The organism is Kitasatospora sp. NBC_00374 (assembly GCF_041434935.1).
Lineage (GTDB): Bacteria > Actinomycetota > Actinomycetes > Streptomycetales > Streptomycetaceae > Kitasatospora.
The window spans coordinates 5,212,370-5,237,717 of sequence record NZ_CP107964.1 but is presented as its reverse complement, the minus strand read 5'-3'; the positions used below and the strand labels follow the sequence as shown (position 1 = coordinate 5,237,717).

The window sequence follows — 25,348 nt, the reverse complement described above, 5'->3', positions numbered from 1 at the left end:
GTAGCACGGACGCGGGGCAGATCATCAATCGGTTGTCGCAGCTCAGGAACCGGGTGACGGCGACGCGGTCGGCGTGGCCGTCGGTGGGGCCGTCGGCTTCGGGGCCGGCGCCGGGGTGGCGCCGCCCGTCGGCTGGGCCGCGGCCGCCCGGTTGAGCGCCTCCTGCAGCGCCTTCTGGGCCTCGCCGTACTTGGCCCAGTCGCCGCTCTTCAGCGCCTCCTGGCTGTCGTTGTACGCCTTCTGGGCGTCCTGGATCGCCTTGGTCACCGCCGGGTCACCGGTGCCCGGGGTGGGCGTGGTCGGCGTGGTGGGCGTGGTGGTGCCGGGCGTGGTCGGCGTGGTGGGCGCCGTCGGGGTGGTCGGCGCGGTGGCCGCGGCGTTGCCGAACACCTTGGTGAGCGCCTTCTCCAGGGTGTCCTCCAGCGCGACGTTGTCGTTGCCGTACACCGCCAGCACCTTCTTCAGCACCGGGACCCTGGCGCCGCGTCCGATCAGGTAGACCGGCTCGACGTTGAGCAGACCGCCGCCGACCGGGAGGGTCAGCAGGTTGCCGTACTCGATGTCGGAGTCGGTGCCCGTCCGCAGCAGGGTGAGCTGGTTGGCCACCGCCTGGTCGGAGTTGAACTTCGCCTGGGTCAGCTTCGGCCCGAGCGCCCCGGAGCCGCTGGGCACCTTGAGGACCCGGATCTTTCCGTAGTCCGGGCCCGGGTCGGCGCTGACGGCCATGAAGGCGGCCAGGTTGTCCCGTCCGCTCGGGACGAAGCTGGTGGTGAGCGAGAAGCTCGCCGCCGCCGCGTCGGGCATCCGGACGGTCAGGTAGTACGGCGGCTGGACCTCACCGGTGTTGGTGGTGGGGTCGATCGGCACCTGCCAGATGTCGGTGCCGTTGAAGAAGCCGCTCGCGTCGGTCATGTGGTACTGCGAGAGCAGGTCGCGCTGCACCTTGAAGAGGTCCTGCGGGTAGCGCAGGTGCGGCATCAGCGCGGCCGGGATGTCCGACTTCGGGGTGACCGTGTCGGGGAAGGCCTTCATCCAGGTCTTCAGCACCGGGTCGGTCTCGTCCCACTGGTAGAGCGTCACCTCGCCGGTGTAGGAGTCGACGGTGGCCTTCACCGAGTTGCGGATGTAGTTGACCTTGTTGACGGCGGTCAGCGTGCGGCCGCGCTGGTCGGTCAGCGAGTCCTTGGTGACGTCACCAAGGGTGGTCTTGGACGAGAACGGGAAGCCGTCCGAGGTGGTGTAACCGTCCAGCACCCAGACCAGCTTGCCGTCCTGCACCACCGGGTACGGGTCGGCGTCGATGGACAGCCACGGGGCGACCTTCTCGACCCGCTCCTTGGGAGTGCGGTCGTAGATGACCTTCGCGCCGTCGGCGATCGCTCCCGAGTAGAGGATCTGCGGCTCGGCGAACTTCACCGCGAACGCGGCCCGGGTCAGCGGGTTGTCCAGGGACACCCCGCTGCCGCCGGTGTACTTGTAGGTCTGCGCGGCGCCCGACTCCGAGGTGTAGTCGATCTCCTCGTTGGTGCCGCCGACGATCGAGTACGTGCTGGTCTTCTCGCCGTAGTAGACCCGCTGCTGGTAGTCCCCGAGGGTGCCGGTGGTCGGCAGCGAGGACTCGGTGTAGACCGGGTTGCCCAGCCCGTCGACCTGGTTGCCCTTGGCCGCGACGAGGCCGTAGCCGTGGGTGTACTTGAAGTGGTCGTTGATCCAGTTGCGCTGCTGGACACCGCCCAGGTCCAGCTCACGGACGCCGACCACGGTGTCCTGGCTGCCGTAGCGGTCGACGTCCAGGGTCTTCGGGAAGGCGTAGTACTTCCGCAGCGCCTCGTTCTGCTGGAAGGTCGGCGCGACCACGTTCGGGTCGAGCAGCCGGATGTCCGCGATCGTCTGGGCGTCCGGCTTCAGCGCGTCGGCGCTGGTGGTGCCCTTCGGGTCGTACTGCTGGGTCTGGCTGTCGGCGATGCCGTACGCCTGCCGGGTCGCGTCGATGTTCTTCTGGATGTACGGCGTCTCCTTGGCCTGCTCGTTCGGCTTGACCTGGAACTGCTGCACGATCGCCGGGTACACCCCGCCGATCAGCACGGCGGACAGCGCCATCAGGCCGAAGCCGATCAGGGCCGGCGCCCAGGTGCGGCGGATCGGGGTGAGGAAGAACAGCAGCGCGCAGATGATCGCGACGAAGAACAGGATGGTCTTGGCCGGCAGGAACGCGTTGGCGTCCACGTACCGCAGGCCGGTCCACCCGTCCACGCCCTTGTACGAGCCGGACTTCACCGCGAGCGCGTACCGGTCCAGCCAGTACGCCACGGCCTTGAGCAGGACGAACACGCCCAGCAGCACGGCGAGGTGCCCCTGCGCGCCGGCGCTGGCCCGCCGGCCCGGGCCCTGCAGCCGCAGACCGCCGTACAGGTAGTGGACCAGCACGGAGCCCAGCAGCGAGACGATCACCGCGCTGAACGCGAAGCCCAGCAGGAACTCGTACCAGGGCAGTTCGAAGGCGTAGAAGGACACGTCCAGGTGGAACTGGCTGTCCTTCACCCCGAACGCCGTCTCGTTGGTCCAGAGCATCCACGTCCGCCACTGCCCGGAGGCGGCGGCGCCGCCGATCAGCCCGACCAGCAGCGAGGCGCCGATCAGCAGCCACTTCTTGTAGGGCGCGACGCCCATCCGGTAGCGGTCGAGGCTCTGCTGCTCGACCGACATCGCGGCCAGCGGCGGCCGCAGCCGGTGCGCCAGCCAGAGGTTGGCGCCGACGATCACGGCCATCAGCAGGCCGAAGACCGCGAACAGGCCGGCCTTCGTCCACAGCTGGGAGGTGAAAACCGAGGAATAGTGGACCGACTTGAACCACAGCCAGTCCGTCCACACACCCGCGAACATCACGAACAGCAGGAACAGCACGGCCAGGACGCCTGCGGTCAGCAGGAGCACCTTGGTGCGACGGGAGGGCGGGCCGACTCTGGCACGGAAGCCCGGCCCCGGGCGATCCGGCATCTGGAATACCAAGGTGGCACCTCTGCTGTTGGGTCGTGAATGTCGTCTTGGGTTGGACTCCAGTGCAACTTAATCGGTCTTTACCGGAGTTCCCATGGAGAGGAACGAGATCGCCGCTTCCCCGGACCCGGTCTGCGGCCCGGCGGGGCCGGGACCCCCGCGCCCCGTGTGAGGATTGGGGCATGTCCGATGCCCACAACACCCCCTCCGGCAAGCCGTCCGAGGCCGCCGGCCTGCCCGCCGCGACCCCGCTCACCCGGGCCGCGCTGGAGATCGACGAGTACGCCGCCACCCTCGGCTGGGACCTCCCGGCCCGCCTGTTCGCCCTGGTGGACACCGCCAAGCTGCGCAAGGCGGACCCGCGGCTGGCCAAGCAGCTCGGCCTGACCGGCGGCGAGACCGCCGGCCTGACGCCGGTCGAACAGGAGGAACTGCCGGCCGGTACGGCGCTGGACAAGTTCCTCGGCACCATCGCCTGGCCGGACCAGGTGGTCGGCTGCGCGCTGGTGGTCGAGCGGCTGATGCTCCCGCCCGGCGCCGAGCAGACCCGTCCGAAGAACGCCACCGAGAGCGAGCTGGCCGACTGGGTGGCCAACCACCCGGCGCGCCAGGAGGTCCGGATCACCGCGGCGGTGCTCCGCGACGGCTCCCGCGAGATCGCCCTGCGGCTGCGCGAGAAGGACGTCGCCCGCGAGGTGCTGACCGGCCCCGACCTGGTGCCGGGCCTGACCGAGGCCCTGCTGGCGACCTTCTCCTGACCCGTCGGCCGCCCCGTCCCGCCCTCGCCGTCAGCGGGGGCAGGCGGGGAGCCCGGCGGTCTGGCCGGAGCTGATCCGGTCCAGCGCGCCGAGTGCGTCCTGCAGGGTCCCCACCTTGACCAGGGTGAGCCCGCTCGGGGTGGCCTTGGCCGCCTCCGAGCAGTTGTCCGCGGGCGTGAAGAAGTACTGGGCGCCCTTGTCGCGGGCCGCGATCAGCTTCATCTGGATGCCACCGATCGGCCCGACCTTGCCGTCGTCGGCGATCGTGCCGGTCCCGGCGACGAATGTGCCGCCGGTGAGGTCGCCCGGGGTGAGCTTGTCCACGATGCCGAGCGCGAACATCAGGCCGGCACTGGGGCCGCCGACGTCCTGCAGCCCGATATCGATCTTGAACGGGTAGGTGTGGTCGATCCCCGGCACGATGCCGACGATCGCCCGGTCCGCGTTCTGCGCCTTCGCGGTGGTGATCGACACCTCGGCCCGGTCCGTCTCGGCCGCACCCCGCGGGACGACCGTGAAGACCGTGGCCTCGCCCGGCTTGTGCTTGGTCACCTGCTCGGCCACCGAGGCGGCGGTGGTCACCGGCGTACCGTCCACCGCGACGATCCGGTCCCCCGCGTGCAGCTTGCCCTCGGCCGGGCTGCCGGCCGCCACCGAACCGACGATCACCTGCGCGCCGACCGGGATCCCCAGCTGGGTGAGCGCGGCGGTCTTCGCGCTGTCCTCGGAGGAGGCGAACTCCTCCGCGTTCTGCTGCTGGGCCTCCCGATCGGTCTGGCCCTTCGGGTACACGTTGTCGTGCGGGACCACCAGCACGTCGTCACGCAGCCAGCCGACCACCGCGGACACCAGGCCCGGCTGGTAGTTCGCCCCCGTGACCTGGACGGTCGTCATGTTGAGATGCCCGCTGGTCGGGTAGGTCTCGTGCCCGCTGATGCTGATCACCGGCTCGCCGGTCTTCTCCTGCACACCGAGGGTGTTGTACGTCGGCCCGGGGCTCATCTCGGTGTACGGCACCTTCATGACGACCGAGGCGCAGAGCAGGCCTATCAGCAGCAGGGTGGCGGCGAGCATCGTCGCGGAGCGGCGTGGCATGGCTCGACAGTACGGGAAGGGGGTGGCCGTCCGCCGCCGGGGCCCGGCTCGGGGCCTAGCGGTCGTGGCGGTCGGCGCCCGCGGTGCTGCGCTCCATGGCGGCGCGGAAGCGCTGGTGCTCGGCGAGGGAGGCCGGGTCGGCGGTGGATCGCGGGGCGCGGGCGGCCCAGAGGGCCCAGAGGGTGGCCAGCAGCAGGGCGACAATCGGAATGATCAACCAGGCGAGCGCAGCCATGTCCGTACTCCCAGCTCGTCGTGTCTATGAGCAGATTAACCGCACGGGCGGAGAACGGTGACAGCGCCATCCGGGTTACGGCCCGCCGGTCCGGCTCACCGCCACGGGGGATTCGTCTTACCGGCATCTGAGCCGAAGGAGTGAAGGACGGGCAGCTCAGCAGCTTCCCGCGCCGACCCACTCCTCCTCGCCGTCGGCGAAGACCTGGTGCTTCCAGATCGGCACCTCGTGCTTGAGGTCGTCGATCAGCCGGCGGGCCGCCGCGAAGGCCTCGCCACGGTGCGGACAGGACACCGCGACGATCACCGCCTTGTCGGTGATCTCCAGCCGGCCGACCCGGTGGACGGCGGCCAGGGCGCGGACCGGGAAGTCGGCGACGATCTTCTCGGCGATCCGGCGCAGCTCGCGCTCGGCGGTGGGATGGGCGCTGTACTCCAGCGCGGCGACCGACTTGCCGCCGTCGTGGTCGCGCACCGTCCCGACGAAGACGGTGGTGCCGCCGGCCGCGTCGTCGCCGACCGCCTCGTAGACCTCGTCGAGCGACAGCGGGGTCTCGCGGATCGCGAGCAGGCGGATCGGGTCGTGGTTCTCGGGCATGCCCCCATGATTCCCCATCGCGGGTACCGGAGGACAAGAGCCTTCCGCATCACGATTGGGAAATTTCGCATCGCGGTAATCACTGGGGGCCGGAAGGCCCGACACCCGCAGGTCAACACCCGCAGGCCGGCACCCGCAGGCCGGCACCCGCAGGCCGGCACCCCCAGGCCGACACCCGCAGACCTACGCCCGCAGGCCGACGCTCAGAAGCGCCGCCGCCTGCGCGCCCGGCGGACCAGCGCGGCGGTACCGACCAGCGCCACCGTCGCACCCGCCGCGCCCAGGCTGGTCGCCGCCTCCTTGCCGCCGAGCCGGCGCCCGGCCACCGCGTGCTTCCCGGCGACCTGGGCCAGCAACTCGGCCAGGACCTCCTCGTTGGTGAAGTTCGGCCGCCAGCCCGCCTCGTGCAGCCGGCTGCCGGAGACCACCCACGGATACATGGTGTACGCCAGGTCGCCCGCCGGCGCCGGGGTCAGACCGAGGCGGTGCAGCCGGGCCGCCGTCCCCAGGGCGAGCGAGGCGGGCAGTTCCATCCGGCGGATGCCGGACAGCGTCTCCACGTCCTCCTGCTCCAGCCAGCCGTCACAGCCGACCGTCACCTCGCCCTCGACCAGGCCGAGCGCCGCGTACTCCAGCGCCGAGGCCAGGTCGTCCACGTGGCAGAACTGCCAACAGGGCCGGGAGCCGGCCACCACCAGCAGCCTGGGCGCCTCGAAGTGCCTGGTCAGCACGGTGTCGATGCCCGGGCCGACCACCACGGCCGGCCGCAGCACCGTCACCTGCAGGCCCGGATGGGCGCGCGGCGCGCGGCGGGCGAGGCGCTCGATCTCCAGCAGGTCGCCGACCAGCGAGGCCTCCTCGGTGGCCCGCAGCTCGGAGTCCTCGGCCAGCGGCACCTCGTTGTCGGCGAGCGCGCCGTAGACCATCGCCGAGGTGCACAGCACCACCCGGTGCACCCCCGCGGCCGCGGCGGCGGTCACCACCGTCTGCGCGCCCCGCACGTTGTACGCGCTCCGGGCCCGGGGGTCGGACTCCATCCCCAGGTCCATCGCCAGGTGGACCACCACGTCGACTCCGGCCAGCCGCTCGGCCACCGCGGGGTCGCGGATGTCGAGCACCCGCCACTGCGCACCCGGCACCTCACCGCGCCGGTCGTCGACCGCCAGCACCTTGCGTACGGCGGGCGACGCCACCAGGCGTGCGGCGACCCGCTCGCCGAGCACGCCGGCGGCGCCGGTGACCGCCACGGTCAGCGGTCTGCCGCCGTAGGCTGGAGACGGCGAACCCGTGGTGACGGGGGCGTCCTCGTCTCCGGTCAGCCCAGAGCGAACGTCCGAAGGCGGGGAACTCACCGACCATCCTCCACGGTTAGCTTATGTGCGTACGTACGAGTGTCACGTACGGTCCATCCTGCCCGAGGCGCGGGCCCAGCGGTGCACCCGGCGCGGTCAGGCTGCGAGAGCATTGCCCCGCCCGCCGTTGCGGGCGTGCCGCCTCCCCCGCCACACCACCCGCGTGACGGCCGACCAGATCGAGGACCCCGTGAGCGACCTCCCCTTCGGATTCTCCACCCCGCCCGAGGAGCCTGAGGACGGCAAGGGCAAGCCCGAACAGAGCGGCCAGGACAAGAGCGGCCAGGGCGACCAGAGCAAGGGCGCATCACCGGAAGGTACCCCGCAGCAGCCGTTCGGCTTCGGCCCCGGCAATCCGCTGGGCGCGTTGTTCGGCATGGGCGCCCCCGGCGGCGCGGCCGGCGACAACCCCTTCGGGGCGATGCTGGGCAACCTCAACCCCAACGACCTGGGTGCGGCGTTCCAGCAGCTGGGCCAGATGCTGTCGTTCGAGGGCGGCCCGGTCAACTGGGATCTCGCCAAGGACATCGCCCGGCAGACCGTCGTCGCCGACCAGGCCGAGGGCCGCAGCAAGGACCGCTCGGTCAGCGCCACCGAGCGCACCGCGGTCGCGGACGCCGTCCGGCTGGCCGAGCTCTGGCTCGACTCCGCCACCGAGTTCCCGTCCGGGGCGAACACCGCCGTGGCATGGAGCCGGGCCGAGTGGATCGAGGCCACCCTGCCGGTCTGGAAGGACCTGGTGGACCCGGTCGCCGAGCGGGTCGGCAACGCGATGGGCGGCGTCCTGCCCGCCGAGATGCAGGCCATGGCGGGCCCGCTGATGGGCGTGATGCGCTCGATGGGCGGCGCGATGTTCGGCACCCAGATCGGGCAGGCGCTCGGCGCGCTGGCCGCCGAGGTGGTCGGCTCCACCGACGTCGGCCTGCCGCTCGCGCCGGCCGGCAAGGCCGCGCTGCTGCCGCAGAACATCGCCGAGTTCGGCGAGGGCCTGAGCGTCCCGGCCGAGGAGGTCCGGCTCTACCTGGCCCTGCGCGAGGCCGCCCACCAGCGGCTGTTCGCCCACGTGCCGTGGCTGCGGGCCCACCTGTTCGGCGCCGTCGAGGCGTACGCCCGGGGCATCAAGGTCGACAGCTCGCGGATGGAAGAGCTGGTCGGCCAGCTCGACCCGAGCAACCCCGAGGCGCTCCAGGAGGCACTGGCCGGAGGCCTGCTGCAGCCCGAGGACACCCCCGAGCAGAAGGCCGCGCTGGCCCGGCTGGAGACCGCCCTGGCCCTGGTCGAGGGCTGGGTGGACGCGGTGGTGCACGCCGCCGCCGAGCCGCACCTGCCGCAGTCCGGCGCGCTGCGCGAGACCCTGCGCCGCCGCCGCGCCACCGGCGGCCCGGCCGAGCAGACCTTCGCCACCCTGGTCGGCCTGGAGCTGCGCCCGCGCCGGCTGCGGGACGCCTCCCGGCTGTGGGCCTCGCTGGCCGACGCCCGCGGCATCGAGGGCCGCGACGCCCTGTGGAACCACCCCGACATGCTGCCCACCGCGGCCGACCTGGACGACCCCGACGGGTTCGTCCACCGCTCCTCCGACGAGGGGCTGGAGGGCGGCTTCGACTTCGACGCCCTCGACAAGCTGCTCGGCGAGGCCGCCCAGGGCAAGGGCCCCGGCGACGGCACCGCCAAGGGCGGCGACGGCGACACGGACGGCACCGACCAGGGCGACGAGGGCAAGCAGGCATGACGACCCCCGACGGCGGCGTCGCCTCCGACGGCGCCCTGCACGCGGACGCCGTCCGCGCACTGCGCTCGTGGTCGGTGGACGACGCCACCCAGGACCGCCTGCGCCGCGACTACCTCGGCCACCTGGCCGAGCACCCCGACGGTCTGTGGAAGGCCTGCCTGCCCGCCCACATCACCGCCAGCGCGGTCGTGGTCGACCCGGCGGGCGGGCGCGTCCTGCTCACCCTGCACCCCAAGGTCGGCCGCTGGCTCCAGATGGGCGGCCACTGCGAGCCCGGCGACCCGACCCTCGCCGCGGCGGCGCTGCGCGAGGCCACCGAGGAGTCCGGCATCGCCGGGCTGGAGCTGCTGGCCTTCGACGGCCGGCCCGCCCCCGTCAAGCTCGACCGCCACCAGGTGCGCTGCACCGGCAAGGACAAGCCGGAGAACACCCACCTGGACGTGCAGTACGTCGCGCTCGCGCCGAGCGGGGCCCGGGAGCTGATCAGCGAGGAGTCGCTGGACCTGCGCTGGTTCGGCTACGACGAGCTGCCGGAGCTCACCGACGGGTCCGTCCGCGAGCTGGTCGCGATCGCCCGGCGGCTGACCGGCTGAGGGCCCGGGCCGCGACCGGGCCGGTGGCTCCCGCCGCCGGCCCGGTCGCGGGCGCCGGTCGCGGACTCCAGGTACGGGCCTCAGCGAACGGGCCTCAGCCGCAGGCCTCGCGGGAACCCTCCATCGCCCCGGGCTCCGCCGCCGTCCCACCGCCCCGTGCCTCCGGGATGTGCGGCAGCCGCCCGGCCGAGGCGACGCCCTCCAGGTAGCCGCGGGCCCGCTCGGTCCGCGGATAGCCCTCCAGCAGCGCCCAGAACCGGGGGCCGTGGTCGGGGACCAGCAGGTGGGCGAGCTCGTGCAGGAGGACGTAGTCGACCACGTACTCCGGCATGCCCTGGAGCCGGTGCGAGAGCCGGATCGTGCGCTCGCTCGGGGTGCAGGACCCCCAGCGGGAGTTCTGGTTGGTCACCCAGCGGACCTGGCCCGGCACCGCCCGGCCGGCCAGGTACACCCGTGACAGCTCACGGGCCCGGGCCTCCAGCGCGTCGTCGTCGAGCGCCCGCCGGCTCTCCTGGGCGGCCAGCCGGTCGAGCATCTGGGCCACCCAGCGCTGCTCCTCGGTGTGCGACATCCGGGCCGGGATCAGCACGATCGTCCGGTCGCCCTCGCGGTAGGCGGAGACCGTACGGCTGCGCCGGGCACTGCGGCGTACCTCGACGTCGGCCCGGTGCCCGGCCGGCTGCTGCGCGGAGCCCCCGGCGGCCCTCGTGCCGTCCGGCCCCGGCCTCGGCTCGACCGGCCGCTGCGGCGGGGAAGGGTTCGCGGCAGGGCGGCCGCGCGCGTCGGACGCCGCCGTCCCCGCCCCCGGGGCCGGTCGTGCGCGCCGACGCGACGCCGACCGCTGGAGATCCCGTTCGGCTGTCACGGCACAGGACGTTACCCCGTGGCACCGACAGAAGTCCGCTGTCGCGGCCGGGAATCCCACCGGGCGGACCGGCCCGGCCCCGACCGGTGGACAGCACCGGGAACGGTTGTCCACAGGGTGTGCGAACGGATGGTCCGACAATGCTGCCGGACCTGTGGACAACGGGATTCGCGGACTCCCCCGGCTCGGGCATGCTGCTCCCACCGGGGCGGCCCGCCCCCGAGTCCGACGCCCCTGGAGGCAGCGATGCGTCCGATGCTCAAGCCTGCCCTCTCCCGGCTCTGGCGCGACCGGGAGACCCTTCAGTTCGGTGCCGTCCGGCGGCATGCCCGGGTGGTGGAGTCGGTGGACCGGACGGTGGCCGCCTTCCTGGAACTCATCGACGGCAGCCGGGACGGGGCCACGCTGCTCGCCGCCGGGGAGCGCCTCGGGCTCGACCGCGACTACTGCAACGCGATGCTCGACTCGCTGGCTCACAGCGAGCTGCTGGACGACGCCGACGCACTCCAGCAGGCCCTGGCACGGCACCCGAGGCCGCGCCAGGAACTGCTCGGCCCCGACCTCTCCTCACTCTCCCTCGTCCACCCCGAGCCCGGGGAGGCCGCCGAGGTTCTCCAGGGCCGGGCCCTGGCCAGGGTCGAGGTACGCGGGGCCGGCCGGGTCGGCGCCGGCGTCGCCGCCGTCCTGGCCGCCGGCGGGGTCGGTGCGGTGACCGTGGCCGACCGCGGCCGGGTCTCCGCCCGGGACTGCTCCCCGGCTGGCTTCCCGCCGACGGAGGTCGGCCGCCTCCGGGCGACGGCCGCGCGCGAGGTGGTGCACCGGGCCTCGGGCGCCGCCGCGGCCGACCGGCACCGCAGGCCCGTCACCGAGACCTCGGCGCCGACGGCCCTCGTGGTGCTGGCGCCGCGCAGCGGCGCCGGTGCCTTCACCGGCCTGGCCACCGAGGCGCAGGAGCTGATGCGGGCCGGCCGGCCGCACCTCTACGCCGGTGTGGTCGAACACCTCGGTGTGGTGGGCCCGCTGGTGGTCCCGGGTGCCTCCGCCTGCGGCAGCTGCGCCACGTTGACCCGGACCGACGAGGACGAGGCCTGGCCGAGGCTGCTCGCCCAGCTGGCCGACGACGGCCCCGGGCGGGTCCGCAGTCCCGCCTGCGACAGCGGCCTCGCCACCGCCGTGGCCGGGCTCGCCGCCCTGCACGTCGAGCTCTACCTGGACGGGGTGCTGCCGCCGAGCGTGGACGGCTGGTGCGAGATCTCGGCGGCCGACGGCATGGTCAGGCGACTGCGGCTGCCCGGCCATCCCGACTGCGGCTGCCGTTGGCAGACGCTGCCGCTGGCCCGCCCCGGCCCGACCGACACGGTGCGCGGTGGGTGACCCCGGGGAGCGGGTGACCAGGGGACGCCACGGGGGGGCGGGTGCCGCGGGGACCCGAGGGCGCGTGTGGGGCGACCCGCGCCCTCGTGCGCAACAGGACGACCGCGCGGCCGCCCCCGGCCCACGCCCGCCGGTGCCGTCCACGCCCTGGTCGCCGGCTCTGCCCCGGTCCGCCGACCGCCGGACCTGACGGACCGAACGGCAGTCCGGATTTTCCATCGGCCGCGGCGCAGTGAGCGGGCACAATGGCGTAGTGACCACGGTCCCGTGGTGTGTCGTGCCACGTCAGGCGGCGGCCGCGCGGGGCGTACCAAGAGGGAGGCCCGGGTTGAGCGATCTTCCGCGCAAGGCAGTGACCCGAACGGCACGGCTTGCCGCCCTGCCCCTCGGAATCGCCGGCCGGGCCACGCTGGGCCTCGGCCGACGGATCGGCGGCCGGTCCGCCGACGTGGTCACGGCCGAGCTCCAGCAGGCCACCGCCGACCAGTTGTTCAAGGTCCTCGGCGAGCTGAAGGGCGGGGCCATGAAGTTCGGCCAGGCCCTGTCGGTCTTCGAGGCCGCGCTCCCCGAGGAGGTGGCGGGTCCGTACCGGGCGGCCCTGACGAAGCTTCAGGAAGCCGCTCCCCCGATGCCCGCCTCCAAGGTGCACGCCGCACTCGCGGAGCGGCTCGGCGCGGACTGGCGCAAGCAGTTCCGCAGCTTCGAGGACCGCCCGGCTGCGGCCGCCTCGATCGGACAGGTCCACCGGGCGGTCTGGCACGACGGGCGGAAGGTCGCCGTCAAGATCCAGTACCCGGGCGCGGGCGAGGCCCTGCTGGCCGATCTGGGCCAGCTCAGCCGGGTCGCCTGGTTGATCGGCCCGCTGATCCCCGGGCTGGACGTCAAGCCGCTGATCTCCGAGCTGCGCGAGCGGGTCGCCGAGGAGCTGGACTACCAACTGGAGGCGCAGGCCCAGCAGCGGCACGCGGAGGAGTTCGCCGACGACCCGGACATCCGGGTGCCCGGCGTGGTCGCCCAGGCCGATCAGGTCCTGGTGACGGAGTGGATGGGCGGCACCCCGCTCTCCGAGGTGATCGCCAAGGGCACCCAGGCCGAGCGCGACCGGGCCGGCCAGCTGCTGGCCCGGTTCCTGTTCGCCGGGCCGTCCCGGACGGGACTGCTGCACGCGGACCCGCATCCCGGGAACTTCCGGCTGCTCAAGGACGACGGACCGGTCGAGGAGTGGCGGCTCGGTGTCCTGGACTTCGGCACCGTCGACCGGCTCCCCGACGGCCTGCCCACCCCGATCGGGGACTCACTGCGGATGGCGCTGGCCGGCGACGCCACCGGGGTGCTGGACATGCTCCGCGAGGAGGGCTTCGTCAAGCCCTCGATCGACCTCGACCCGGACGCGGTGCTCGACTACCTGCTGCCGATCATCGAGCCCGCCACGGTGGAGACCTTCCACTTCACCCGCAGCTGGATGCGTGCCCAGGCCGCCCGGATCGCCGATCCCCGCTCGCCCGCGTACAACCTCGGCAAGCAGCTCAACCTGCCGCCCTCGTACCTGCTGATCCACCGGGTCACCCTGAGCACCATCGGCGTGCTCTGCCAGCTGGGCGCCAACGCCCCCTTTCGCACGGAGATGCTGGACTGGCTGCCGGGGTTCGCCGAGGAGGCCGCACCGGCGTAGCCCTCGGCCCCGGGCGGGCCCGCCCGGCCCGGGAACACGAACGGCGATGGCCGCTCCCCTCCGCAGGGGAAGCGGCCATCGCCGTCAACGGTCGTTCCTGGGCCTACCGGTGACCCACCATCACATCAGGGCGATGGCGAGCGCCCGGCGGGCGCGCAGCGAGGCCCGCTCGGCCTTCCGGACGAGCTTCGCCGCCCGGTGGGCCTGCAGGGCCACGCGTTGGTGCTCCGCCTCTTGGAGGCGTTCCTGCATATGGGCTCGGGCCAGGGATTCCTGGAGAAGATGCATTTCGAGAGTCCTGTTCTGGATCTGAAGTTCGTTGGCCTGCTCGGCGCGGGCGGTCTTGTCGGTGGCGATGGGGGTCATGTGGTGGTCCTGCTTGTGGTGCGTCGTCGGAAAGTGGCTGGTGACTGCTGCATCCGCCTTGGCGGCGGCGAGGCGTACGGAGAGGCGCAGTGCGCGGTCCGTCGGGGGCTGCTCTCCCCGTCGGGCGGCGAGACGCGCGGCGGTCGTACCGGCGGGGTTCACGCCATGACCTCGGTCTTGCGCGGACGGCCACGGGGCCGCTTGCGGGCCACGACGACACCCTGGACGAAGAGCTCGCCACCCCAGACGCCCCACGGCTCGCGGCGCTCGAGCGCACCGGTCAGACAGGCCGCCTTGACCGGGCAGGTGCCGCAGAGCGACTTGGCGTACTCGACGTCCGCCGGCGTCTCGGCGAAGAAGACCTCGGGGTCGAAGGAGCGGCAGGGAACGGGGACGCCGAGCGCGTCGGCCTCGTCGATCGCGGTGAGCTGCATAAGAGAAACCTCCGGAGGGTCGGCCTGGTCGGCCTTGATGGTCTTGTCAGTCGGTACGGACGGGAGTGGCGGTGTGATGACCGTGGACACTGTTGGCGTCTTCCTCGTCTTTTCGCTGTGGTTCCGACTCGGCCGACTGGTTGGGCCGGGCCGGAGGCCCCGGGGGGCCTGGGTGGTCTTTCGTACCGGACAAAACAGAAGGGCCGCGGATCCTGGTGAAGGATTCCGCGGCCCTGGAGGCTTGACCTGAGGGTTACTCAGGTTCGTTCTCTCCAGGGTTCAGGCCCGCGGAAGGCCCGCATCCGGATGGCCGAGGCGCCATTGCTGGCGACCTTGACCTGGTTGATCTGCTGCTCGTCCTGCTTCTTGGTGGCTCCGGCACCGATGACCCGCAGATAGTCGCCATGCTTGGCTGCCACTACCGCTGCCTTCGGTGCCTGGGTCGGTCGCTCGTCACGCAGCTCGAGGCCGCCGGCGAACGTCGCCCAGTCACGGGACAGACCCGTCTCGACGGCGATGACCGCAGTGTCGCCCAGGCCACTGACAGTGAGACCACTGACAGCGGAGCCCGCGGCAACGCAGACACCGGTGGTGTCGAGACCCAGACCGCTGTCGGCAAGCACGACCACGTCGCGCAGCTGCGCGGGGCGGGTCGAGGTGCCGAGAATGCCGAACGATGAGACAGCTCCCTGAGGCATGGCGATAACGGTCTGGCCAGTCATTTTGGTGATCATCTTGAAGGTTTCCACTGTCTTCGCCTCCTCACGGCGTCTCGCGGTGCCCAGTCCCCCGGGCCCCGATGTTCGGATGTTGGTCAGGTCAAGCAGGTGCCGCCGACACGCAGAAGGATGCCCCTCTGCCTGCGGCTCGCGATCTCGTCCCCTTGACCGCTCCGGCAGGCTATTGCGCTCCATGCACGGGGCGCAAACTATTTTCCCGGCGAGTTTTCCGACGGGGTCGGCCGCCGCCCTCGCGGGCGGCTCAGGCCGGCTCGTCCGACTCCTCCGCGGGCTCGGCCGCGGACTCCTCCACGGGCTCGCCCGCAGGCTCTTCCGCGGAGTCCTCCCACGGATCCTCCCCCGCACACAACGAGAGCACGGCCGCACCGTACTTGTCCAGCTTCATGGCGCCCACACCGGAGATCACCGCCAGCTCGCGCTCGCCCGCGGGCACGTCCTCGGCGATCGCCATCAGCGTCGCGTCGGTGAACACCACGTACGCCGGCACGCCCTGCTGCTTGGCCTGCCGGGCCCGCCACTCCCGCAAGCGCTCGAACAGCGCCTCGTCCATCGAGGAGGGGCAGGTCTCGCACCGGCGCAGTTTCCGCTCGACCGCCTCGGTCAGCGTCCGGTCGCAGACCCGGCACTTGACCGGGCCGCGGGCCCGGCGCGCGGCCGAGCGGTCCGCCCCGGCCTCGACCCCGCCGCGCCCGCCGCGCGAGCGCGGTCCGGCCGCGCCCGACCCGGGGCGCAGCCCGTCCAGGAAGCGGGTGGGTTTGCGGCTCGCGCGCCCCCCGGGGGAGCGCGACAGCGCCCAGGAGAGCGAGAGGTGGGCCCGCGCGCGGGTGACGCCGACGTACAGCAGCCGGCGCTCCTCCTCGACCTGCTCGTCCGTCTTGGCGTAGATGATCGGCAGGGTGCCCTCGGTGAGTCCCACCAGGAAGACGGCGTCCCACTCCAGGCCCTTGGCGGCGTGCAGCGAGGCCAGGGTGACGCCCTCGACGGCGGGGGCGTGCTGGGCGGCGGCCCGGGCGTCCAGCTCGGCGACGTACGCCGCCAGGTCGGCGCGTTCGCCGGCCGCCCGGCGGCCCGCCTCGAACTCCTCGGCGAGCCGGACCAGCGCGGCCAGCGACTCCCAGCGCTCACGCACGGCGCCGGAGCCGGCCGGCGGGTTGGCGCCGAAGCCCCTGGTCGCGAGCACGGCGCGGACCTGCGCGGCGAGGTCGGGCGCGTCGGCGGTGAGCGGGTCCTCGCCGGCCCGGGCGGCGCCCTTCAGCAGCACGCCCGCCTCCCGCACCTCCGGCCGCTCGAAGAACCGCTCGGCGCCCTTGAGCTGGTAGGAGATGCCGAGGTCGGCGAGTGCCTGCTCGTAGACCTCGGACTGGCCGTTGGTGCGGAACAGCACCGCGATCTCGCTGGCCCGCACGCCCTGGGCCATCAACTCCTTGATCCGCTGCGCGGTGGTCTCGGCCTCGGTCGGCTCGTCCGCGTACTCGACGTAGACCGGCTCGGGCCCGGCCTCGCGCTGGGAGACCAGCTCCAGGCGGTGCTGGGCGGCCTGGCCGCGGGCCTGTGAGAGCAGGCCGTTGGCCAGGTGGACCACCTGCGGGGTGGAGCGGTAGTCCCGGACCAGCTTGACCACCGTGGCCTCGGGGTGGCGGTGGCGGAAGTTCAGCAGGAAGTCCGGGGTGGCGCCGGTGAACGAGTAGATCGTCTGACTGGCGTCGCCGACCACGCACAGGCTGGCGCCGCCGCCCGTCCACTGGTCGAGCAGCCGCTGCTGGAGCGGCGAGACGTCCTGGTACTCGTCGACCGTGAAGTGCCGGTACTGGGCTCGGACCTGGGCGCCGATCTCCGGGCGGTCCTCCAGGATCGCCGCGGTCAGCAGCAGCACGTCCTCGAAGTCGATCACACCGCGGTCGCGTTTGGTCTGCTCGTAGGTGGCGTAGACCCGGGCGATCTCGGCGGGATCGCGCGGGGCGTCCCGGCCGGTCTTCAGCACGGCGGCCGGATAGTCGTCCGGCACGATCTGGGTGACCTTGGCCCACTCGATCTCGGCGGTGAGGTCGCGCAGCTCGGTGCGCTGCACCCGCAGGCCGCTGCGGCCGGCCGCCTCGGCGACCAGCTGGACCTTGCGCTCCAGCAGGCGGGGCACCTCGCCGCCGACGGCGCGCGGCCAGAAGTACTGGAGCTGGCGCAGCGCGGCGGAGTGGAAGGTCCGGGCCTGGACGCCCTCCGCGCCGAGCTGCCGGAGCCGCCCGCGCATCTCACCGGCCGCGCGGGCGGTGAACGTCACGGCGAGGACCTGCTGGGGCTGGTAGACGCCGCTGCGCACGCCGTAGGCGATCCGGTGGGTGATCGCCCTGGTCTTGCCGGTGCCGGCGCCCGCGAGGACGCAGACGGGCCCGTGCAGGGCTGTGGCGACGGCCCGCTGCTCGGGGTCGAGGCCGGCCAGCACGGCGTCGGCGCCGACCGGCGCCTCGCCGCCGGATCCGTACGAGTCGTACCGGCCGAGTGCACCCAAGAGCTCTTCCTGCATGCAATCCATCCTCTCAGCCCGGCGGACCTGGCCGACCGGTCCGGACATCCTGACAGGGTGTGCCGACAGTCTGCGCGGAGTTGTCCACAGACCGACCACAATGGTCCGACTATCACCCCGCGCCCCGGCGTGTGGTCCGGGTCACACCCCGTGGTGGCGGCGGAATGGCCGGGTCACGCAGGGCGTTCAATCCGGCGACCGCACGCCACCCGACCCCCAAGGAGCTCCAGCCATGTCCGGCAGCGTCACGATGTACAGCACGACCTGGTGCGGCTACTGCAACCGCCTCAAGAGCCAGCTGGACCGCGAGGGCATCGGCTACACGGTGATCAACATCGAGGAGGACCCGGACTCGGCGACCTTCGTGGAGTCGGTGAACGGCGGCAACCAGGTCGTCCCGACCGTGCTGGTGGTCCCTTCCGGCGGCGGTGACCAGGTGGTCATGACCAACCCGAGCCTGCGCCAGGTCCAGGCCGCACTGGCCGGCTGAGCCCCGCCTGCGGCACCCCGCGGCCCCGCACCCCCGCCCAGGCGGCGGGCGCGGGGCCGCGGTCGTCAGCGGTCGTCAGCGGTCGTCAGCGGTCGTCAGCGGAAGTCGTACGGCCGGCCGACCGGCTCGCCCAGGCCGTACACCAGCCGGCAGCGGTCGGCCGCGTAGCGGGTCTCGATCACCCGGACCGGGCCGCGCCGGTCCGAGGCGACCCGGGTCTGGACCAGCAGCGGCACCCCCGGGCCGATCTCGAACCAGGCCGCCTCGGCCGGCCCCGGCATCCGGGAGACCAGGTGGTCGACACCGCCGGTCTCGGTCCGGCCGATCGCGGCGAGCGCCGCCTCGTCCCCGCCCGGCACCGGTTCGGGCTCCATCAGCGAGGTGCCGGCGGCCAGCCCGGCCCGGTAGTGGCTCTCCTCGATCGAGTAGGGCTCGCGGTCCGTCATCCGCAGCTGCCGGCGCACCACCACGGCCTCGCCGGGCGCCAGGCCCAGCCATCCGGCGATGTCCGCCCGGGCCCGGACGACGAGCATCTCGAAGTCCACCGTGAGCCTGCGCCCGGCCGCCCGGGCCTCCGTCGTGTAGACCTCCGAGGGGGCGGCCAGCGAGTCCCGCTGCCCGGGGACGCGGGCGGGCGCGTAGGCCCGGTGGTCCAGCAGCGGCTGCTGCTTCAGATAGGTGCCCTTGCCCTGGAGCCGCACCAGCCGGCCTTCGTTGACCAGCAGGTCGACCGCGAGCCGGACGGTGTTGCGGGCCACGCCGTAGTGGTGTTCCAGCTCGCTCTCGACCGGGAGCTGGGCACCGCCCTGCCACTCACCGGCCTCGATCCGGCGGCGCAGGTCGGCCGCGAGGCGCTGGTACTTGGGAGACGGCACGCCGCCGCGAGGGATTGTCACCCGAGAGAATGTAGCCATTCGGCTTGCACCGTTTCAGCGAAACCCGCCAATATCGGCCAGGCCCGCCGATTCGGGGACCGGCCGAGGCCCGGTCGATTACCGTCGAATTCACCGCGGCCCGCACACCTCGACCGACCGATCGCCGCCTCCCGCAGCAGGCCGCGGCCACCGCCGGACCCGCAGGGCACGGATCCGCAGCGGATCCGCAGCCGATCCGGGGCCTGCCGCCACCGGCCCAGGCACCCGACACCCGTCTCGCACACGGGGGCAGACTGTTCGAGTACGCCCGGTCTGGGCGCCGTCCGGAAAATGATTGCGAACCCAAACAGAAGGGGCGCACGGATAAATCCGCACGCCCCTTTGTGTCGACCTGCTTCCGAAATGTTTTCGAAAGTGGCCTCGAATCCCGCCGCTACCAGCGCGCAGCCGAGGGCAGTGGCTCACCGAACCAGAGCTCGACCAGGTGCCGGGCGATCGAGATCCCGGACGGCGGCAGGATCTCGCCCGCCGCCATCCCCGCCCGCAGCTCCTCGCGGGAGAACCAGCGGGCCTCCGCCAGCTCCTCGCCGTCCACCGTGATCGTGGTGCCGCCCGGCTCGGCGGTGCCCATGAACCCGAGCATCAGGCTGGACGGGAACGGCCACGGCTGGCTGGCCACGTACCGTACCTCGCCGACCCGGACCCCGGCCTCCTCCAGCACCTCCCGGGCCACCGCCTGCTCCAGTGACTCGCCCGGCTCGACGAATCCGGCCAACGTGGACCAGCGCCCCTCCGGCCAGATCGCCTGACGGCCCAGCAGGCAGCGGTCCTCGCCGTCGGTGATCAGCATGATCACGGCCGGGTCGGTCCGCGGGTAGTGCTCCGCCGCGCAGGAGGTGCAGCGGCGGACGTGCCCGGCCCCGGCCTTCTCGGTCGGGTGGCCGCACCGGGAGCAGAAGCTGTGCAGCCGGTGCCAGTGCTCCAGCGCCACCGCGTGCACCAGCAGGCCGGCGTCGCGGTCCGAGAGGGTGGCCCCGACCTCGCGCAGCCCGGCCGGGCGGGCGTCGCCGTCCAGCCGGCCCGGCAGGCTCTCGCAGGCCAGCCCGAAGTAGGAGACGCCGTCCTCGTCGGTGCCGAGGAAGTAGCGGTCGCCCGTCTGCGGCGCCTCGAAGGAGGGCAGCAGGACCAGCTCGCTGCCGCCCTCGGTGTCGACCACGAAAGCCTCACCGCCGGAGATCGGCAGCACCTTGGTGCTGGGGTGGCTCCAGGCGGCGGCCAGCCAGGGCTCGTCGAAGCGGTGCTGTGCGGCCCGGTCCACCCCGGCGCGGGCCAGGGCCAGGTGCTTGCTGTCAGGCACGCTGCTCAACTCGGTCCATCCCGTTCGGATCGTCAGGGTCGGTCATCATCGGTCTGGGGTCGGCCGGCCGGCGGCCGGCCGGGCACTGCGGCGTCCGCGTGCTCGGGGACGTCCGGGTGCTCGGGGACGTCCGGGCGTTCACGCCCGGGGCCAGTTCTCGGCGAGGTCGCCCCACAGGTACGCGGTGGCCTCCACCCCCTTGCGCAACAGGTCGAGCTCGACCTTCTCGTTGACGGAGTGCCAGCCGTCCGAGGGCACCGAGATGCCCAGGAACAGCACCGGCGCGCCGAGCACGTCCTGCAGGTCCGCGGCCGGCCCGGAACCGCCCTCACGGGTGAACAGGATCTTCTGCTCGAAGGCCCGGCCCATCGCCCGGACGGTGGACTGCAGCGCCGGGTGGTCCAGCGGGGTCAGGCACGGCCGGGTGGCGCCCGGGAAGACGATCTCGTGGCGGATGCCCTCCGGCACCCGCTCGGCCACCCAGGCGCGGACGGCCTCGCGGACCTTCTCCACCTCCTGGCCGGCCACCAGCCGGAAGGACAGCTTGAGGTGCGCGTCGGCCGGGACGATGGTCTTGCCGCCGGGGCCGGTGTAGCCGCCCCAGATGCCGTTGACCTCGGCGGTCGGCCGGGCCCAGACCCGCTCCAGGGTGGAGTAGCCCTTCTCGCCCCGGGTGCCGTACGACTTGGCCACCCGCAGCCACTGCGCCTCGTCGAACGGCAGCTCGGCGAAGAGCGCGCGCTCCTCGTCCGTCAGCTCGACCACGCCGTCGTAGAAGCCGGGGATCGCCACCCGCCGGTCGGCGTCGTGCAGCGCCGCGGCCAGCTCGGCCGCGATCGCGGCCGGGTTGGGCACCGCGCCTCCGAAGGAGCCGGAGTGGATGTCGGTGTCCGGGCCGGCGAGGTCGATCTGGCAGTCCGCCAGGCCGCGCATGCCGGTGCAGACGGTCGGGGTGTCCTCGGCCCACATCCCGGTGTCCGAGATGACCACCACGTCGGCGGCCAGCCGCTCGGCCTCGCGACGGACCAGCGCGACGAAGTTCGGCGAGCCGGACTCCTCCTCGCCCTCCACCAGCAGCTTCAGGTTGACCGCCGGAGCCGTCCGGCCGGTGGTGGCGAGGTGCGCGCGCAGGCCCAGGGTGTGGAAGAACACCTGGCCCTTGTCGTCGGCGGCGCCACGGGCGAAGAGCTGACGGCCGATCACGGTCGGCTCGAACGGGTCGGTCGCCCAGCCGTCCTCCTTGGCGGCCGGCTGCACGTCGTGGTGCCCGTACACCAGGACGGTGGGGGCGTTCGGGTCGTCCGACGGCCACTCGGCGAACACGGCCGGGAGGCCGTCGCTCTCCCACACCTCGGCGACCGGGAATCCGGTCTCGCTCAGCTTCGCCGCCAGCCACTGCGCCGACCGGCGGACCTCGCCGGCCAGCCCGGGGTCGGCGGAGACGGAGGGGATGCGGAGCCAGTCGGCCAGGTCCTGCAGGAAACCGGCCTCGTGCTGGTCGATGTACGAGCGGACGGCGCTGTCCGGGGTTTTCGTCATACGGACGACTTTAGTTCGCCGGGGTGGGCCGACGCCCACGGCCTCCGGCCACCGGCCCCGTAACCTCCGTCACTCGACGGGGTCCGGGGCCGGGTCCGGAGCGCTCAGGCGTCGCGGCGGACCATGACCAGCCGGGACCGGGTGAGCGCCATCGCCAGCAGGGTCGCCAGCAGCGGCAGCCCGACCAGCGTGATCGCGATGTTCGGCCAGGGGAAGGCGATCACCGCTTCCCTCGCTGTGCCGGCCGGCATCAGGCCCGACGCGGAGGCGGCCTCGATCTTCCGCAGCGCCACGGCCGGGACGATCCCCGCGAGCGTGCCGAGGATCGCGCCCATCGCCGCGATCACCCCGCACTGGAAGCCCGCCAGCCGGCGCCGGATGCCCCCGGTCGCGCCGACCGCCGAGAGGGTGGCCAGGTCGCGCTGGGAGTCGGCCGCCGCGAGGCCGGTGGCGATCCCGGCCGCGCCGAGCGCGACCAGCGCCGCGAAGCCGGTCAGGCCCAGGGTGACCAGGGTCCGGCTCGACCGGTAGCCGCGCTCGACCTCCAGCTCGGCCGAGTCGTCGATCCTGGCGACGGCGGCCGAGGCCTTCTGCTCGGCGCCGTCGCTCGGGGCGGCCTCGGGCAGCCAGACCGAACCGGCCTCGGTCGTCTCCAGGCCGAGGCGCCGAGCGGTCTCGGGGCTGACCACCGCGCCCATGCCGGGCGTGCGGGCGCTGACCAGCACCGCGTCCACGGCGACCTGGTGGACCGTCGGCCGGGGCCCCTCGCCCCGGCGCACGGGGGCCATGACCCGGGGCTCCTCCGAGCGCTCCGTCAGCTCCAGGGTGATCCGGCCGTCCTTGACGAAGACCTGGTCGAAGACCACGGCCTTGCCCTGGGCCAGGGCCTGAGCCGCCGCCGGATCGTCCACCCCGAACAGGTGGTGCAGCATGGTGGCGTCACCGGCCGGCACCTGCCCGTAGGTGGCACCGCCCAGCGCGAAGCGGCGCTCGAAGCAGCGCGGATCCTCGGTCACGACCCGCTGGTACTCCGGGTCGCCGAACGCGACCCGCGGCTCCCGGTCCGGGTCCGTCACCGGGCAGCGGCGCTCCTTCGGGACGGCGACCGAGACGCTGCCGCAGCCGTCCCCGGTCCGGCAGTCGCCCTGGTAGCCGGTGGTGAACACGTCCCCGCGCGAGCCGAGGTCGGGCATCGACTCCTCGACCGCGGCGCGCAGCGCGGGCAGCCGCGCCGGGTCCGCCTCCGGGCCGTAACCGATGGCGACCGACACCGCGCCGGCCGGCATGATCGCCCGGTAGTCCCGACGCCCCTCCTGCTCGGCACTGGCGGTGTAGATCCCGACCGCGACCGAGCCCGCCACCGCCGCCATCACGGCGGCGACCGCCGGCGCGGTCCGGCCGCGGTGGCGGACCGCGTCACGCAGCGCCAGCCGGGGGGCGAGCGGCATCTGCCGGCCCAGCCGGCCGAACAGGCCGACCAGCACCGGGGTGAGCGCCACCATGCCGAGCTCGGCGACGACCGAGCCGCCGAGCACCGAGGTGGAGCGGCCGCCGACACCGGTGCCGGCGCCCAGCAGGGCCAGCGCCGCGCCGCCGCCGACCATCAGCAGACCGAGCACGGCCAGCTTGCGGCTGGCGGGCTTGATCGAGCCGCGCCCGGTGAGCGCCTCCACCACGTCCTGCCGGGACGCCTGGACGGCGGGCACGACGGCCGCGAGCAGGCCGGTGACCAGGCCGATCGCCGCGATCCCGAGCAGGTCGAGCGGGTGGATGCCGAGGTGGCCGAAGCGGGTGCCGCCCTGCACCTCCAGCCAGGGCCGGGTGGCGACCACCAGGGCGACCGCGAGCACCACCCCGACGACGGCGCCGGCCAGGCCGAGCACCACACCGCCGCCGAGCACGACCGCCCGGACGTGCGCCCGGTCGCCGCCGCCGGCCGCGAGCAGGCCGAGCTGGCGGCGCGAGCGCCGGGCGCCGACCGCGAAGGCGGGCCCGGCCAGCAGGACGATCTCCAGCAGGGCCATGCCGACCACGGTCCCCAGGATGATCAGCCCGGTCTCGTCGATGCCGCCGCCGCCGTGGCGGTCCATCTCGACGAAGTAGGGCACCTCGGAGCGGGCCGGCGGGTCCATCAGGACGGCGCGCGAGGTGACCGCCAGGCCGTACTTGTTGAGCTCCAGCACCTTCGGCCAGTCCAACCGGGCCCCGGCGGGGAGCTGGACCAGCCAGCGCCCGGTCGTCGAGGTGCGGTCGTCCCGCTTGGGCTGGGCGGCCCTGAGCGGCTCGATCAGCGCGCCGGGCAGGCCGACCAGCTCGGGGGTGCTCAGGGTGTCGGGGTACTCGACCGCGGCGGTGATGGTGAACGGCCTGGTCTCCAGCCCCCGCAGCGTGGTGGTGTCGCCGACCTTGAGTTTGGCCCGGTCGAGGAAGGCGCCGGTGGCGGCCAGCTCCTGGGGCGTGGCGGGCGGCCGGCCCGAGGTCAGGTTGATCCTCCCCCGCCAGACCGGGTCCGCGAGGTCGGCCTCGGAGGTGCCGACCCGGAGCCGGCCGTCGCGGCTGGTGGCCGAGGCACCGCTGCCGTCGACGACCGGGACCAGCACCGTCCCGGCCGGGAGCAGTTCCCTGGCCAGGGCGGCCGGGTCGGTCGCGGCCGCGCCGCGGCGCTGTTCCGGGGTCGGCTCCTTGCCCTTCTCGGGCCCGTCGCTGGTGCGGCCCTGCCTGGCGTCGGGCTCCTGCAGCACCGTGCTGCCGAGCTGGTCCGCGTACAGCAGCGCGTCGGCGCGGCCCATCTGCCGGGTGGCGGCCTCGGACGGGCTGAGCTGGGAGCTGCGGAACACCACGTCGGCGCCGGTGACGCCGAGCACCGGGAGCGCGATCATGGCGAGGACCAGGGCGCTGCGGCCCTTGGCCCGCAGGGCGTCGCGGCGGGCGATCCGCAGGGTGGCCCGCCAGGCGGTGAGCCTCACAGCTCCTCGCTGCCCTTGACGCTGTTGGTGGCGGCGGTGAGCAGCAGGCTCGCGGCGTCCTGCCGGGCGGTCTCGTCGACCAGCCGACCGTCCCGCAGGAAGACCACCCGGTCCGCCCAGGCGGCGTGCCGGGCCTCGTGGGTGACCATCATCGCGGCGGCGCCGGCGTCGCAGCGGGCCCGGAGCACGGAGAGCACGGTCTCGCCGGTGGTGGAGTCGAGCGCGCCGGTCGGTTCGTCGGCGAGCACCAGCCGGCGGTCGCCGATCAGGGCCCGGGCGATCGCCACCCGCTGCTGCTGGCCGCCGGACATGTCGTCGGGGAAGCGGTCGGCGAGCTCGTGGATGCCGAGCTCCTCCAGCGCGGCCACGGCCTCCCGCCGGGCGGCCCGCGCGGACATGCCGTCGAGCTCACGGGGGAGTGCGATGTTCTCGGCGGCGGTCAGGGCGGGTATCAGGTTGTAGTCCTGGAAGACGTACCCGACCGAGCGCCGGCGGACCTCCGCCTGCCGCTTGCGGGTGAGTTCGCCCAGGGCGACGCCCTCGACCAGCACCCGCCCGCCGGTCGGCGAGTCGAGGCCGCCGGCCAGGGTCAGCAGGGTGGACTTGCCCGAGCCGGAGGGGCCCATCACGGCGACCAGCTCGCCCGGGTGCACCCGCAGGTCCACGCTCCTCAGGGCGTGCACCTGGGCGGCTCCGTGGCCGTGGACGCGGCTGACCTGTTCGAGGTGCAGCACCGGCGCTTCGGTTTGAGACATGGTCGGATTCCCCCTGCGCTTGGCGGTTCGTCGGTTCGTGG

The 25,348-nt window shown here is 73.4% G+C and carries 21 protein-coding genes; 6 read left to right on the top strand and 15 right to left on the bottom strand.

All coding sequences use genetic code 11. The features are described from left to right. Positions 1-42: 42 nt before the first annotated feature. On the bottom strand, positions 43-2,997 hold the full coding sequence (locus OG871_RS23585) for a UPF0182 family protein (RefSeq protein WP_371498991.1): 2,955 nt from the start codon (positions 2,995-2,997) through the stop codon (positions 43-45). Between the two features lie 182 nt (positions 2,998-3,179). Here OG871_RS23585 and OG871_RS23580 point away from each other — a divergent pair, with 182 nt between their 5' ends. Then, entirely contained in the window at positions 3,180-3,755 is a 576-nt protein-coding gene (locus tag OG871_RS23580; protein ID WP_371498989.1) for a PPA1309 family protein, read from the top strand. Between the two features lie 30 nt (positions 3,756-3,785). Here the strand turns inward: OG871_RS23580 and OG871_RS23575 are convergent, their stop codons facing one another. The 4 genes from OG871_RS23575 to OG871_RS23560 all read right to left on the bottom strand — a co-directional run bounded on the left by OG871_RS23575 (position 3,786) and on the right by OG871_RS23560 (position 7,034). Beyond that, positions 3,786-4,850, bottom strand: coding sequence for a PDZ domain-containing protein (locus OG871_RS23575; protein ID WP_371498987.1), 1,065 nt, complete (start codon positions 4,848-4,850; stop codon positions 3,786-3,788). Positions 4,851-4,905: 55 nt separating this feature from the next. Further along, positions 4,906-5,085 carry a hypothetical protein gene (locus OG871_RS23570; protein ID WP_371498985.1) on the bottom strand — a complete coding sequence of 60 codons (180 nt, stop codon included), beginning with the start codon at positions 5,083-5,085 and terminating at the stop codon, positions 4,906-4,908. 156 nt (positions 5,086-5,241) lie between these two features. After that, positions 5,242-5,682, bottom strand: a complete 441-nt coding sequence (locus tag OG871_RS23565; protein ID WP_371498983.1) for a molybdenum cofactor biosynthesis protein MoaE — start codon at positions 5,680-5,682, stop codon at positions 5,242-5,244. A gap of 203 nt (positions 5,683-5,885) precedes the next feature. Next, a complete protein-coding gene (locus tag OG871_RS23560; protein WP_371498981.1) occupies positions 5,886-7,034 on the bottom strand; it encodes an NAD-dependent epimerase/dehydratase family protein in 1,149 nt (382 codons plus the stop codon). Positions 7,035-7,224: 190 nt separating this feature from the next. Between OG871_RS23560 and OG871_RS23555 the strand changes: the two genes are divergently transcribed. After that, positions 7,225-8,763 (top strand): zinc-dependent metalloprotease, encoded by a 1,539-nt coding sequence (locus tag OG871_RS23555; protein WP_371503398.1) that lies wholly within the window; start codon positions 7,225-7,227, stop codon positions 8,761-8,763. Continuing rightward, positions 8,760-9,356 carry an NUDIX hydrolase gene (locus tag OG871_RS23550; RefSeq protein ID WP_371498979.1) on the top strand — a complete coding sequence of 199 codons (597 nt, stop codon included), beginning with the start codon at positions 8,760-8,762 and terminating at the stop codon, positions 9,354-9,356. The genes OG871_RS23555 and OG871_RS23550 overlap by 4 nt, the downstream gene beginning before the upstream one ends. Positions 9,357-9,450: 94 nt before the next feature. Here OG871_RS23550 and OG871_RS23545 read toward each other — a convergent pair whose 3' ends face one another. Further along, positions 9,451-10,221, bottom strand: coding sequence for a M48 family metallopeptidase (locus tag OG871_RS23545; protein WP_371498977.1), 771 nt, complete (start codon positions 10,219-10,221; stop codon positions 9,451-9,453). 255 nt (positions 10,222-10,476) lie between these two features. Between OG871_RS23545 and OG871_RS23540 the strand changes: the two genes are divergently transcribed. Then, a complete protein-coding gene (locus OG871_RS23540) occupies positions 10,477-11,595 on the top strand; it encodes a ThiF family adenylyltransferase (RefSeq protein WP_371498975.1) in 1,119 nt (372 codons plus the stop codon). A 328-nt stretch (positions 11,596-11,923) separates the two neighbouring features. Further along, positions 11,924-13,267, top strand: a complete 1,344-nt coding sequence (locus OG871_RS23535) for an ABC1 kinase family protein (RefSeq protein ID WP_371498973.1) — start codon at positions 11,924-11,926, stop codon at positions 13,265-13,267. 120 nt (positions 13,268-13,387) lie between these two features. Here OG871_RS23535 and OG871_RS23530 read toward each other — a convergent pair whose 3' ends face one another. From OG871_RS23530 to OG871_RS23515, 4 genes are all read right to left on the bottom strand, one after another. After that, the gene (locus tag OG871_RS23530; protein ID WP_371498971.1) at positions 13,388-13,795 is read right to left on the bottom strand and encodes a hypothetical protein; all 408 of its coding nucleotides are present in this window, start codon (positions 13,793-13,795) and stop codon (positions 13,388-13,390) included. Then, positions 13,792-14,157, bottom strand: a complete 366-nt coding sequence (locus OG871_RS23525; RefSeq protein ID WP_371498970.1) for a WhiB family transcriptional regulator — start codon at positions 14,155-14,157, stop codon at positions 13,792-13,794. Before OG871_RS23525 ends, OG871_RS23530 begins: the two co-directional genes overlap by 4 nt. A gap of 167 nt (positions 14,158-14,324) precedes the next feature. Continuing rightward, positions 14,325-14,816, bottom strand: coding sequence for a hypothetical protein (locus OG871_RS23520; protein WP_371498968.1), 492 nt, complete (start codon positions 14,814-14,816; stop codon positions 14,325-14,327). A 232-nt stretch (positions 14,817-15,048) separates the two neighbouring features. Next, positions 15,049-17,325 (bottom strand): ATP-dependent DNA helicase UvrD2, encoded by a 2,277-nt coding sequence (locus tag OG871_RS23515; RefSeq protein ID WP_371498966.1) that lies wholly within the window; start codon positions 17,323-17,325, stop codon positions 15,049-15,051. Positions 17,326-17,557: 232 nt separating this feature from the next. Between OG871_RS23515 and OG871_RS23510 the strand changes: the two genes are divergently transcribed. Continuing rightward, positions 17,558-17,815: a mycoredoxin gene (locus tag OG871_RS23510; RefSeq protein WP_371498965.1), complete on the top strand. Its 258-nt coding sequence runs from the start codon at positions 17,558-17,560 to the stop codon at positions 17,813-17,815. A 95-nt stretch (positions 17,816-17,910) separates the two neighbouring features. Here the strand turns inward: OG871_RS23510 and OG871_RS23505 are convergent, their stop codons facing one another. The 5 genes from OG871_RS23505 to OG871_RS23485 all read right to left on the bottom strand — a co-directional run bounded on the left by OG871_RS23505 (position 17,911) and on the right by OG871_RS23485 (position 25,307). Then, on the bottom strand, positions 17,911-18,711 hold the full coding sequence (locus OG871_RS23505; protein ID WP_371498963.1) for a GntR family transcriptional regulator: 801 nt from the start codon (positions 18,709-18,711) through the stop codon (positions 17,911-17,913). 412 nt (positions 18,712-19,123) lie between these two features. Beyond that, on the bottom strand, positions 19,124-20,056 hold the full coding sequence (gene nudC / locus OG871_RS23500; protein ID WP_371498961.1) for an NAD(+) diphosphatase: 933 nt from the start codon (positions 20,054-20,056) through the stop codon (positions 19,124-19,126). 129 nt (positions 20,057-20,185) lie between these two features. Beyond that, positions 20,186-21,586, bottom strand: coding sequence for a dipeptidase (locus OG871_RS23495; RefSeq protein WP_371498959.1), 1,401 nt, complete (start codon positions 21,584-21,586; stop codon positions 20,186-20,188). A gap of 104 nt (positions 21,587-21,690) precedes the next feature. Continuing rightward, positions 21,691-24,552, bottom strand: a complete 2,862-nt coding sequence (locus tag OG871_RS23490) for an FtsX-like permease family protein (protein WP_371498957.1) — start codon at positions 24,550-24,552, stop codon at positions 21,691-21,693. Continuing rightward, the gene (locus tag OG871_RS23485) at positions 24,549-25,307 is read right to left on the bottom strand and encodes an ABC transporter ATP-binding protein (protein ID WP_371498956.1); all 759 of its coding nucleotides are present in this window, start codon (positions 25,305-25,307) and stop codon (positions 24,549-24,551) included. Before OG871_RS23485 ends, OG871_RS23490 begins: the two co-directional genes overlap by 4 nt. Positions 25,308-25,348: the final 41 nt, after the last annotated feature.

Bases quoted from the DNA above. Each gene is read 5' to 3' on its own strand.
- OG871_RS23585 (WP_371498991.1), bottom strand. From the start codon at position 2,997: ATGCCGGATCGCCCGGGGCCGGGCTTCCGTGCCAGAGTCGGCCCGCCC.
- OG871_RS23580 (WP_371498989.1), top strand. From the start codon at position 3,180: ATGTCCGATGCCCACAACACCCCCTCCGGCAAGCCGTCCGAGGCCGCC.
- OG871_RS23575 (WP_371498987.1), bottom strand. From the start codon at position 4,850: ATGCCACGCCGCTCCGCGACGATGCTCGCCGCCACCCTGCTGCTGATA.
- OG871_RS23570 (WP_371498985.1), bottom strand. From the start codon at position 5,085: ATGGCTGCGCTCGCCTGGTTGATCATTCCGATTGTCGCCCTGCTGCTG.
- OG871_RS23565 (WP_371498983.1), bottom strand. From the start codon at position 5,682: ATGCCCGAGAACCACGACCCGATCCGCCTGCTCGCGATCCGCGAGACC.
- OG871_RS23550 (WP_371498979.1), top strand. From the start codon at position 8,760: ATGACGACCCCCGACGGCGGCGTCGCCTCCGACGGCGCCCTGCACGCG.
- OG871_RS23540 (WP_371498975.1), top strand. From the start codon at position 10,477: ATGCTCAAGCCTGCCCTCTCCCGGCTCTGGCGCGACCGGGAGACCCTT.
- OG871_RS23515 (WP_371498966.1), bottom strand. From the start codon at position 17,325: ATGCAGGAAGAGCTCTTGGGTGCACTCGGCCGGTACGACTCGTACGGA.
- OG871_RS23510 (WP_371498965.1), top strand. From the start codon at position 17,558: ATGTCCGGCAGCGTCACGATGTACAGCACGACCTGGTGCGGCTACTGC.
- OG871_RS23495 (WP_371498959.1), bottom strand. From the start codon at position 21,586: ATGACGAAAACCCCGGACAGCGCCGTCCGCTCGTACATCGACCAGCAC.
- OG871_RS23485 (WP_371498956.1), bottom strand. From the start codon at position 25,307: ATGTCTCAAACCGAAGCGCCGGTGCTGCACCTCGAACAGGTCAGCCGC.